Origin of the sequence: Phenylobacterium sp., from assembly GCF_020402505.1 — a bacterium.
Taxonomy (GTDB): domain Bacteria; phylum Pseudomonadota; class Alphaproteobacteria; order Caulobacterales; family Caulobacteraceae; genus Phenylobacterium.
Genome location: NZ_JADBZL010000151.1, coordinates 1 through 9371, shown reverse-complemented (window position 1 = coordinate 9371; position 9371 = coordinate 1). Strand labels below are relative to the sequence as shown.

Sequence of the window (9371 nt, the reverse complement as noted above, 5' to 3'; positions counted from 1 at the left end):
CTTTGGTGATGGGAGCGGCCGGGTCCGGCCATGCGGCGATCACGGTGCTGGGCGGTGGTTTTGCTCAGGCCTGTTCTGAGGCCGCCATGACCGGCGAAGTCGACAAGAAATTCGAGGAGCTCTGCACCCTGGCGCTTGAGACCGAAGCCCTGAACCTTCGGGACCGCGCTGGCACCCTGGTCAACCGCGGCGTCTTCAAGCTCCGCCGCCAGGAGTACACCTCCTCGCTCCGGGACTTCGACGCCGCCCTGAAGCGGGACCCGACCATGGGGGAGGCCCTGGTCAACCGGGGCGCCGCCCGGATCGGTCTCAAGGCGCCGGAAGCCGCCCTCGCCGATATCAACCGGGCCCTGGAGCTGGGCGTCGCCGAGCCCGCCAAGGCGCACTACAACCGCGCTCTGGCCCACGAGCGTCTCGGTGATCTGAAGGCCGCCTGGCTGGACTACACAAAGGCCGCGGAACTCGATCCGGAATGGTCGGCGCCCCGCACGGAACTGACCCGGTTCACCGTGAGCCGAAAATAGACGCCCTATCGGTTCAAGGGTTTCTGCGCCCTCTGGGGGGCGAGGATTTCCTCAACGGCGTTCCACCGTTCGCCCGGGCGAACGGTAGAGGCGCTGCTGGGCAGAGCTCCATCATCCCTCAGGTGTCCGCCCCTTGTCCGCGCCCTCGGCCTCGGGCGCCTGCGGCGGCGCTCCATTCACAGCAGGGACCTCCGGGAGGGGTTCAGGTCTTCGACCCAGCACTCTAAGACCGGCAAGGGCGGAACCCAGGAAGCTGAACAGCTCGCCCAGGGGCGACCGGCCTTCGGGGCGGAGGGTCATGGGCGCGCGCCGCCCTCGGCGGCCAGGACGCCCGCGCTGACCTCGCGCCAGAGGTCCTCCGCCGAGTTGGCGAAGCGGAGCAGTTGCAGGTCGGTGGCGTCGATCATGCCGCGCTCGACAAGAGCCTCGAACCGGACGAGGTCGCGCCAGTAGGTCTCGTCGAACAGGACGATGGGGACTCTCGGTCCTTTGCCCGTCTGGACCAGGGTCAGGATCTCGAAGAGCTCGTCCAGGGTCCCGAAACCGCCGGGAAAGGCCACGAGGGCGTTGGCCCGCATGGCCAGATGCATCTTCCGCATGGCGAAATAGTGAAAGCGGAAGGCCAGCCCCGGCGTGATCCAGGGGTTCGGAAACTGCTCGTGGGGCAGGGAGATGTTGAAGCCGATGGTCGGGGCGCCCGCGTCGGCCGCACCGCGGTTTGCGGCTTCCATCAGTCCGGGCCCGCCGCCTGTGGCGATCACGTTGTCCCTGGGGCCGGCGCCTGTGGGGCCATCCAGGGCGCCGCCCCGTTCAGAGGCGATGCGGCCGAAGGCCCGGGCTTCGGCGTACCATCGTCCCTTTTCGCCCGGATCGTCCTCCCGCACCCGCGCGGAGCCGAACACGACGATGGTGGAGCGGATGCCCCAGGACTTCAGCGTCTGGTCCGCCTTCTCGTACTCGAGCAGGAAGCGCACGCCGCGCATGCTCTCGCCGAGCAGAAAGTCGGGGTCGAGGGCGGCGAGGCGGTAGGCCGGCTGCGCAATCAGAGCCCGGGGATCGGCTTCGTGGGCGCCGGAGGGCGGCATGGTCAGGTGTCGGCTGGGCTTGGCATGCACAAGCTATAGGCAGTCGCCCCCGGCGAGGCAATCTGCGCGGCTCAGGCCCAGGGCGTCTGTCCCAGGGCCCACCGGATATTCCGGATCAGGAGGTCATCTATGAGGGGCTTCTCAATGATCGGCACCCGCATGCGGCCCGCACGCCGTCGGAGCTCTGGACCGGGGTGACTGGTGATGAGCAGCGCCGGCAGATCCTGGGACCGGGCCCGCAGCGCCCCCACGGAGTCGAGGCCTCCTATGCCCGGAAGGTTCTCATCCACCACCAGACAGACATTCCGGGCGGGCAGGTCCGCCTCAAGCAGGGCTTCGCCCGAAGCGAAGGTCCGCACCTTGTACCCGTCGAGTTCGAGGGCGAACTTCAGAGCGCTCCTGAGGGCGAGGTCATCGTCCACCAGCATAAGGGTCGGAGGCAGGGCGGAGGTAGCGGGCATGAACCGACAGGTGCTTCTGATCTGCACACAGGGTGATCGCCGCGGGCAGGTCCGGCCTTGATCCAGCGCAAGGTTTCAGAAGCCGGCCAGAATTGACATCCGGACCAGCTCCGAAAGGCTTTTGGCGCCTGTCTTGGTCATGACATTGGCCCTGTAGACTTCGACCGTCCTCGGGCTGATCCCGAGTTCCCGGGCGATGACCTTGTTGGCCTTACCGTCAACGACACCCTTCAGCACTTCGGTCTCCCGGGGCGAGAGAGACGACAACATGGCGGAAAAAGCGCCGCCGCCCTGCGAGGATGGCTTGTTCGGAGCCTTCTTCAGCGCGCCCTGGATCGCCGCCAGAAGCGCCTCATCGTCGAAGGGTTTCTCCAGGAAGTCGGCCACTCCCCGCTTCAGGGCCTCGACCGCCATGGGAATATCGCCATGGCCGGTGATGACGATGACTGGCGTTGATACACCCCGCGCCGAAAGCTCGGTCACGAGCTGCAGCCCTGTCATGCCCGGCATCCGGACGTCCGTGACAATGCAATCGCCGGGCTCCCCGTCACCACCCCCAAGGAAGGCGACGGCGGAGTCCCAGGTCCGGCAGGCGAGCCCGGCCGTCTCCAGCAGGAAGGCGAGGGAGGCTCGGATGGCCTCATCGTCATCAATCACATGCACCAGGGTGGACGAAGGGCTCATGCGTCGATCTCGTCGGAGAGCGGCAGGTCCCCCCTGCGTAGCGTGAAACGGAAGACGGCGCCACCTTCCGTCCGATTCCGTGCGGTGAGCTCACCGCCATGCGCCTCGATGATAGTCCTGCAGATCGACAAGCCCACCCCCATGCCCTCGGCCTTTGTGGTGACGAAGGGCTGGAACAGACGCTCCAGGACCTCCGGGGCTAGACCAGGTCCCGTGTCCGAGATCAGGACCTCTACAGTTTCTCCGTCGATCGGGTTCGCCTCCACGGTCAGGTTTCGGACCGGCGCCTCGCTCATCGCCTCCACGGCGTTTCGCATGAGGTTCAACACCACCTGCTGAATCTGGACCTTGTCCGCCAACACCGGGCCGAGCTTCGGCGAGAGATTGAAGTCGAGGCGGACTCCGGAGTCCCGGGCGCCCATCATCGCCAGGGCGCCTGCCTCTTCGATCAGCTTCGGGAGGGCCTCGATCCGCATCGCCGCCTCGCCCTTTCCGACGAAGGCGCGCAGGCGGCGGATGATCTCACCCGCCCTCAGAGCCTGCTCGCCAGCGGCCGTCAGGGCGGAGCGGACCCGCTCAAGGTCGGGTGTCTCGGAGTCCAGCAGACGCACAGAACCCTTCATGTAGCTCGCAATGGCGGAGAGCGGCTGATTGAGCTCGTGCGCCAATGCGGAGGCCATTTCGCCCATGGAGGTCAGCCGAGAGACGTGGATGAGCTCCGACTGCAAGTCCTGAAGCCGTCGTTCCGTCGCCTGCGGTTCGGTGATGTCGCGGATAAAGCCGGTGAAGAACCTGCGCCGGCCGCTTCGCATCTCCCCGACCGCCAGCTCGATGGGGAAGGTCGACCCGTCCTTGCGCACGCCCACCACCACCCGGCCTATGCCGATGATCTTCCGCTCGCCGGTGTCGAGGTAGCGACCGAGGTAGCGGGCGTGCTCGGACCGGTAGGGGTCCGGCATGAGCAGGGTCACGTTGCAGCCGATCGCCTGCGCCGCGGTCCAGCCGAACAGGCGCTCAGCCGCAGCGCTGAACGAGCGGATGGTCCCGGCCTCGTCGATGACGATCATCGCCTCAGGGACGGTGTCGAGGATCGACTGGAGGTGATCCTGCCTCTGCCTCGAAATGGCCAGCATGGTCCGCGCCGTCACGGCCATGCGCCTGAGGCGCCAGGCCGCCGCCGCGAGGGCGCCGGAGGCCGCAATGTAGAGCACCAGGCCGACGATCTCCTCTGCGTCCATCAAGGCCTGGCCGCCCGTCATGACGAAGGAGCCTGCCAGTCCAAGGAGAGAGGCGAGGATCACCGGTCCGGCGCCGCCGGGAATGGCGGCCGCCAGCAGGGCCGGGGCGAGGAGAAAGAGGTCCAGGCGCGGGCTGGGCTGGGGCGTGAGGATCACCCGCAACGTCAGCACAAGCATGACCGCGGCCACGGCGATTGCGTACGCCAGCCACCGCCGACGGGCGGGCTCATCCTCGATCTCTGTCTGGATATTCGAGTCCATGGCCCGGACTCCTAACGCCCGGGACCGCCTATGGGAATGCGCCGCCGCTAGTGGCTGAGGAAGACGAACCGCTCGCAGGCGTGCAGCAGGTGGCGGGTCACCCCGCCCAGGACCCATTCATACGCCCGACTATGCCCGTAGGCGCCTGAGACAATCAGGTCGGCGTCCATCCTGTCGGCCTGGGCGAGGAGGTCGACCTGCACGTCGTCCGCCCCGGAGACAGCCACGTGCGTCCGCGGCCGGGCCATGCTGTGCCTGGCGATCATGCCGGCCACGTCCTCCGCCTGGGCGTGCAGGGCCTCCTGGTCCTCCTTGGCGCCCAGGGCGACCACAAGGATTTCGTCGGCCATGTGCATGAAGGAGAGGGCGTCAGACACGGCCCTCCGGGCCTCACGGGTATCCTTCCACGCCACCAGGATCCGGCGGGTCTCCAGGCGGCCACCATGCGGAGGGACCACCAGCATGGGCCGGCCGGAACTGATCAGGAGTTCGGGGATGCTGACCCTCGTATAGATGTCCCCTTCGCCTGCCGGGCCTCCGGTCACCACCAGGTCTACGGCCCGGGCCACGCGGGCCATGGCGGGCGTGGGCAGGTCGCCCACCGAGCGCCACTCGGTCCGGGCGCCCTTGGCGTGTGCGGCGAAGGCGGCGTGCGCGGCTTCCAGGTTGCGCGTCTGTTGCTCGTAGAGAAGCGGCGTCCATTGGGCCGTCCCGAACCCGTAGGGATCTATGGCGGCGATGGGGGGAATGGCTTCGGCGCCCAGGCCGATCAGAAGGGCGTCAAGCTTGATGGCCAGAGCCGCCGCAGCTTCGGTGCGGAGCTTCGAGGCCTCGCCCGGCTGGGCGTGAACAAGCAGGGATCGGAAACTCATGATGTCGCCTCCATTTGGCCCGCCAGGGCCGCCAGCCGGTCAGGACCGGCCTGTCTTCATTGGGCTTGATCCGCAAGCCGGGCAAGGCTTTCGGAGTTCACCACCTGGAACTGCCGGGTGGCGCAGAAGGATACAATCCGTTCGGACTGCAACTGGGACAGCATGCGCGAAACAGTCTCTATGGTCAGGCCGAGATAGTCGGCCATGTCCTGGCGACCCATGGGCAGGTCCACCACCCGCGCGCCGCCCGATTTGTCGGAAAGGCCCTTCAGAAAGCTCGCGACCCGTTCGCAGGCTGTCTTGCGGCCAAGGAGCAGGACGTGTTCCTGGGCGCGCTCCAGCTCGCGCCGGGTGGCCTCCCAGCCCAGACGCTGCATGTCCTCGCCGGACGTCCTCAGGACCGTCGCCTTGATCACCAGGATCACGCTGTCCCGGACCGCCTCCGCAGCGAAGCGGTGGGCCGGTCCGGTCTCCAGGCCGAAGATGTCGCCGGCAAGGTAGAAGTCCCCGATCTGGCGCCGACCGTCGGCCATGACGCGGGTCGTGCGCACCGCGCCTTCCAGGACCCGGTAGATCAGGTCCGCGTCCTCGTCCTGGCCATAAATCTCCTCGTCCTTGGCGAAGGCCATGGTCACGCCCATCCGGAACAGGGCCGTCACCGGCTCGCCCCTGCCCTGCAGGGTCGGAAGGACGTGAACATCCTTGTAGTCGTAGGCGAGGGCCATCTCGTCGCTCCTTGGCGGTCAACAACGGGAAGCTATGCGCCATAGGCCGCCCGGCATATCCGGGGCGGCTCCCTACGGGGATCTACCTAGAGTGGCGGCCGGCGCGGATTCCGCTAGGCTCCGTCACAGCGCTGGCGCGGGGTCGGCGGGGAGGTCGGTTTGCAACATGGCGCTTGATCTGCTTTTCCACGGCGCTGCCGGTTGCGTCACCGGTTCCTGCGCCGAGCTCGGCGGCCCCGGCTTCCGGGTGCTGGTGGACTGCGGGATGTTCCAGGGTTCGAAGACCCTCAAGGCCCTGAACTACGAACCCTTCCCGTTCGATCCCGGGAAGATCGACGCCGTCCTTCTGACCCATGCCCACATCGATCACTCCGGCCTCCTGCCCAAACTCATGAAGGCGGGTTTCTCCGGCCCGATCTACGCCACTGCGGGAACCCGGGACCTGTGCCGGATCATGCTCGCCGATGCCGGCGGCATCCAGGAAAGCGAGGTCCGCCACCTCAACCGCCGCAACCAGAGGCGCGGCCGGGAGATGGTCGAGCCTATCTACACCGAGGCCGACGCCCGCCAGGTCATGGACCAGTTCGTCAAGGTCAAGCTGGGAGAGACCGTCCAGGTGCTTCCCGGGCTTGAAGCCGTCTGGTGGGAGGCGGGTCACATCCTCGGGGGCGCCTCGGTGGAGGTCCGGGCCGAGAGCGGAGAGGGACCGACCCGTCTGTTGTTCTCGGGCGACCTTGGTCCCGGGGGCCGGGACTACATGCCCGATCCGGAGGGGCCCTCGGGGGTCGATCACCTGATCCTGGAGTCGACCTACGGGGACCGGGCGCGGGAAAGGGTGACTCCCGAGGCCCGCCGGGCGCTGCTGGCCCGGGAGCTGATCGCGGCCCACGCGGCGGGCGGCCCGCTTCTGATCCCGGCCTTCGCCGTCGAGCGCTCCCAGGAGCTGCTGGCGGACATCATGACCATCATGGACGACGGCCAGGCGCCTGAGGCCGACATCTTCCTGGACTCGCCCATGGCGACGGAGGTGACCGAGGTCTTCCGCGAGAGAGGCTGGAACCGGGCGACTGGCGTCAATCCCTTCACCTCCCTCCACGGGGCGGGACGGCTCAAGTTCACCCCCGATCCGGCCGACAGCGACCGGCTGGAGCAGCTTCGGGGGTGGCACATCATCATGGCTGCCAGCGGCATGTGTGATGCAGGCCGGGTGCGCCGCCACCTGAAGCGCCTGCTCTGGAACCGAGAGGCGACCGTCCTGATCACAGGTTACCAGGCCGTAGGCACCCTCGGCCGGCTGCTGGTCGACGGCGCCCGCCGGGTGCGGATCCAGGGCGAGGAGTTCCGCGTTCGGGCGCGCATCCGCAGCATCGAGGTCTATTCCGGACATGCCGACGCCACGGGTCTGGTGGAGTGGGCCCGGGCCCGGGAACCCGTGCGGGGATCCATCTTCCTCGACCATGGCGAGCCGCCGGCCCTGGAGGCGCTGGCTGCGCGGCTGGCGGAGGCGGGAACGCCCCGGGAGCGGGTCGTCATACCCCAGGTGGACCAGGCCTATCGCCTGACGCCGGCCGGGGCCGAGGCCAAACCCGCCCCGCCGCCGCGGATCGCCCCCGGCCTCGCCGCCGCCCCCGATTGGCACAACGCCCGGGCGCAGATGATCCTCGACCTCAACGAGCGCCTGGAGGGCATGTCGCCCGAGGCCCGCGAATCCCTGATCCGGCGGATCGGCGAACTTGTCGCCGGCGCCGAGGAGACCTGACGCCATGAGACTCATCGTCGCTACCGTCCTTCCCGGCGCCCTCGCCCTCGTTCTGGCCGGATGCGCCACGACAGGGGGTGAAGACGGCCCCTCGGCCGCCAGGGGACGGCTCCTGGCCGAGGCCCAGTGCGGGACCTGCCACGCCGTGACCGGCGAGGCCCAGCCCGGCCAGGCGCCATCCTTCTCGAGCCTCGCCGCGCGCTACCGGGCCCACAGTCTGAGGGCCCGGCTGACGGAGATCGACGAGACCGGGCACTTCAACATGCCGCCCCTGAAGATGGGGGACGCCGACGTCGAGGACATCGCCGCCTGGCTGGATAGCCTGCCGCTGCCCTGACCCGGCCCCTTTGCGACAGATCAAGGCGGCGGGGGCGGGTGCGTGGTCTGTGGACCTGCTTCAGGAGACCGCAGTCATGACCGCCCCCCCTGTTCGACACGACGCGTGCGAGACGCCCAGACGACGGCGTCCGGCCCTCTGGGGTATGTGCGCCGGCGGGGTTGTACTGGCGCTCCTGGCGGCCTGCCACCGTCCTGTTCCGCCGAACGTCACACCCCCCGGCGAGACGGCGGCCTTCTCAGAACCCAGTCCGGCCCCCTCTGCGGCGCCACAGACGGAGATCCCCAAATGACCGCTTCCGAACGCACCCGCATCCTGGTCGCGGCGGGCGGCGGCGCGCGCTGGATCGAGCGCGCCCGTGATCACGCCGACCCCGTCACCCTCGGCGAGGTGAAGCCGCCGACCGTCCACCACCACCAGGGACCGCCGGGGGTGTCCTTCGAGAGCGACACTTCCATGCGTCACGGGACCGGCCAGCACGGCCTGGCCGACCGGCGCCGTGAGGCCTTCGCCAAGGAACTCGCCGACCTTCTCAACACGCAGGCGCAGAAAGGCGAGTACGAGCATCTGGTCCTGGCCGCCCCGCCGCGTCTCCTGAAGGCGATCCGGGAGAGGCTCTCGGACACGGCGCGAAAGCGCCTCATGGCGGAGATTCCGAAGGACCTGCTGAAGGTCTCCAACCATGACATCAAGGACTGGCTGCGGGCGCCCGGTATCCTCTGAGGGCATCCCGCTGGCGGGAATCGGTGGATCAGGTCCATCTGATCTCGGGACTCGCCAGGAGCCGGGAGCATGAGAAGAGCCAGAACCGCACCGGTCCTCGCGACCCTGACCTTCAATCCGGCGCTGGACCTCCAGACCGGCGTGGACGTTGTCGAGCCAGAGAACAAGTTGCGCTGCGATACCCCCCGGCAGGATGCTGGCGGCGGCGGGGTGAACGTCGCCCGGGTCGTGGGCCAGCTCGGCGGTCGGGCGACCTGCATCCTGCCCCTCGGCGGCTCGACCGGAGACGCCCTCCAGGCTCTTCTATCCGCCGAGGGGCTGGACGCCCGGGTGATCCCGGTCGCCGAAGAGACCCGCCAGAGCTTCACCGTCTTTGACCGTTCCCGGGACGCCGAATTTCGTTTCGTGCTGCCGGGCCCGAGGTTGCGGGAGAGGGAGATCCGGGCGCTGGAGACCGCGCTTGCAGAGCTGTCGCCCCGACCGGACGTGCTGGTCGCCAGCGGCAGCCTTCCGGACGGAATGGACCCCAGGCGGCTCGCCCGTCTCGCCCGGGTCGCCCGCCGGACAGGCGTCAGGCTTGCCCTGGACGCCTCCGGCGAAGGGCTGAGGGCCGGACTGGAGGCCGGGGTCTGGCTCGTGAAACCTAACCTGCGGGAGTTGCAGGAATGCCTCGGCCGGGACCTGCCTGATCTCTCCTCCCGT

12 protein-coding genes are annotated in these 9371 nt (G+C 68.5%); 5 read left to right on the top strand and 7 right to left on the bottom strand.

Features of this window, described 5'->3' with window-relative positions; genetic code table 11:
- A partial coding sequence (locus tag IM632_RS11045; RefSeq protein ID WP_366817580.1) for a tetratricopeptide repeat protein occupies nucleotides 1-524 on the top strand: 524 nt, incomplete at its 5' end.
- 111 nt (nucleotides 525-635) lie between these two features.
- Here IM632_RS11045 and IM632_RS11040 read toward each other — a convergent pair.
- The 7 genes from IM632_RS11040 to IM632_RS11010 form a co-directional block, all read right to left on the bottom strand.
- Entirely contained in the window at nucleotides 636-824 is a 189-nt protein-coding gene (locus tag IM632_RS11040) for a hypothetical protein (RefSeq protein ID WP_296479732.1), read from the bottom strand.
- The gene (locus IM632_RS11035) at nucleotides 821-1609 is read right to left on the bottom strand and encodes a TIGR00730 family Rossman fold protein (protein ID WP_296497287.1); all 789 of its coding nucleotides are present in this window, start codon (nucleotides 1607-1609) and stop codon (nucleotides 821-823) included. Before IM632_RS11035 ends, IM632_RS11040 begins: the two co-directional genes overlap by 4 nt.
- 71 nt (nucleotides 1610-1680) lie before the next feature.
- Complete coding sequence (locus tag IM632_RS11030; protein WP_296497289.1) at nucleotides 1681-2070, bottom strand: response regulator; 390 nt, start codon at nucleotides 2068-2070, stop codon at nucleotides 1681-1683.
- A 75-nt stretch (nucleotides 2071-2145) separates the two neighbouring features.
- Nucleotides 2146-2754, bottom strand: coding sequence for a response regulator FixJ (gene fixJ, locus IM632_RS11025; RefSeq protein ID WP_296497291.1), 609 nt, complete (start codon nucleotides 2752-2754; stop codon nucleotides 2146-2148).
- Complete coding sequence (locus tag IM632_RS11020; protein WP_296484663.1) at nucleotides 2751-4253, bottom strand: PAS domain-containing sensor histidine kinase; 1503 nt, start codon at nucleotides 4251-4253, stop codon at nucleotides 2751-2753. The genes fixJ and IM632_RS11020 overlap by 4 nt, the downstream gene beginning before the upstream one ends.
- A gap of 47 nt (nucleotides 4254-4300) precedes the next feature.
- Nucleotides 4301-5125 (bottom strand): universal stress protein, encoded by an 825-nt coding sequence (locus IM632_RS11015; protein WP_296484660.1) that lies wholly within the window; start codon nucleotides 5123-5125, stop codon nucleotides 4301-4303.
- 56 nt (nucleotides 5126-5181) lie between these two features.
- Nucleotides 5182-5850, bottom strand: a complete 669-nt coding sequence (locus IM632_RS11010; protein WP_296484657.1) for a helix-turn-helix domain-containing protein — start codon at nucleotides 5848-5850, stop codon at nucleotides 5182-5184.
- 166 nt (nucleotides 5851-6016) lie between these two features.
- Between IM632_RS11010 and IM632_RS11005 the strand changes: the two genes are divergently transcribed.
- The 4 genes from IM632_RS11005 to IM632_RS10990 form a co-directional block, all read left to right on the top strand.
- The gene (locus IM632_RS11005; protein ID WP_296484654.1) at nucleotides 6017-7609 is read left to right on the top strand and encodes an MBL fold metallo-hydrolase; all 1593 of its coding nucleotides are present in this window, start codon (nucleotides 6017-6019) and stop codon (nucleotides 7607-7609) included.
- Nucleotides 7610-7613: 4 nt separating this feature from the next.
- Nucleotides 7614-7946: a cytochrome c gene (locus tag IM632_RS11000; RefSeq protein WP_293511896.1), complete on the top strand. Its 333-nt coding sequence runs from the start codon at nucleotides 7614-7616 to the stop codon at nucleotides 7944-7946.
- A 288-nt stretch (nucleotides 7947-8234) separates the two neighbouring features.
- On the top strand, nucleotides 8235-8669 hold the full coding sequence (locus tag IM632_RS10995; protein ID WP_293511894.1) for a host attachment protein: 435 nt from the start codon (nucleotides 8235-8237) through the stop codon (nucleotides 8667-8669).
- 69 nt (nucleotides 8670-8738) lie between these two features.
- On the top strand, nucleotides 8739-9371 hold a 633-nt coding region (locus IM632_RS10990), incomplete at its 3' end, for a PfkB family carbohydrate kinase (RefSeq protein WP_296552323.1).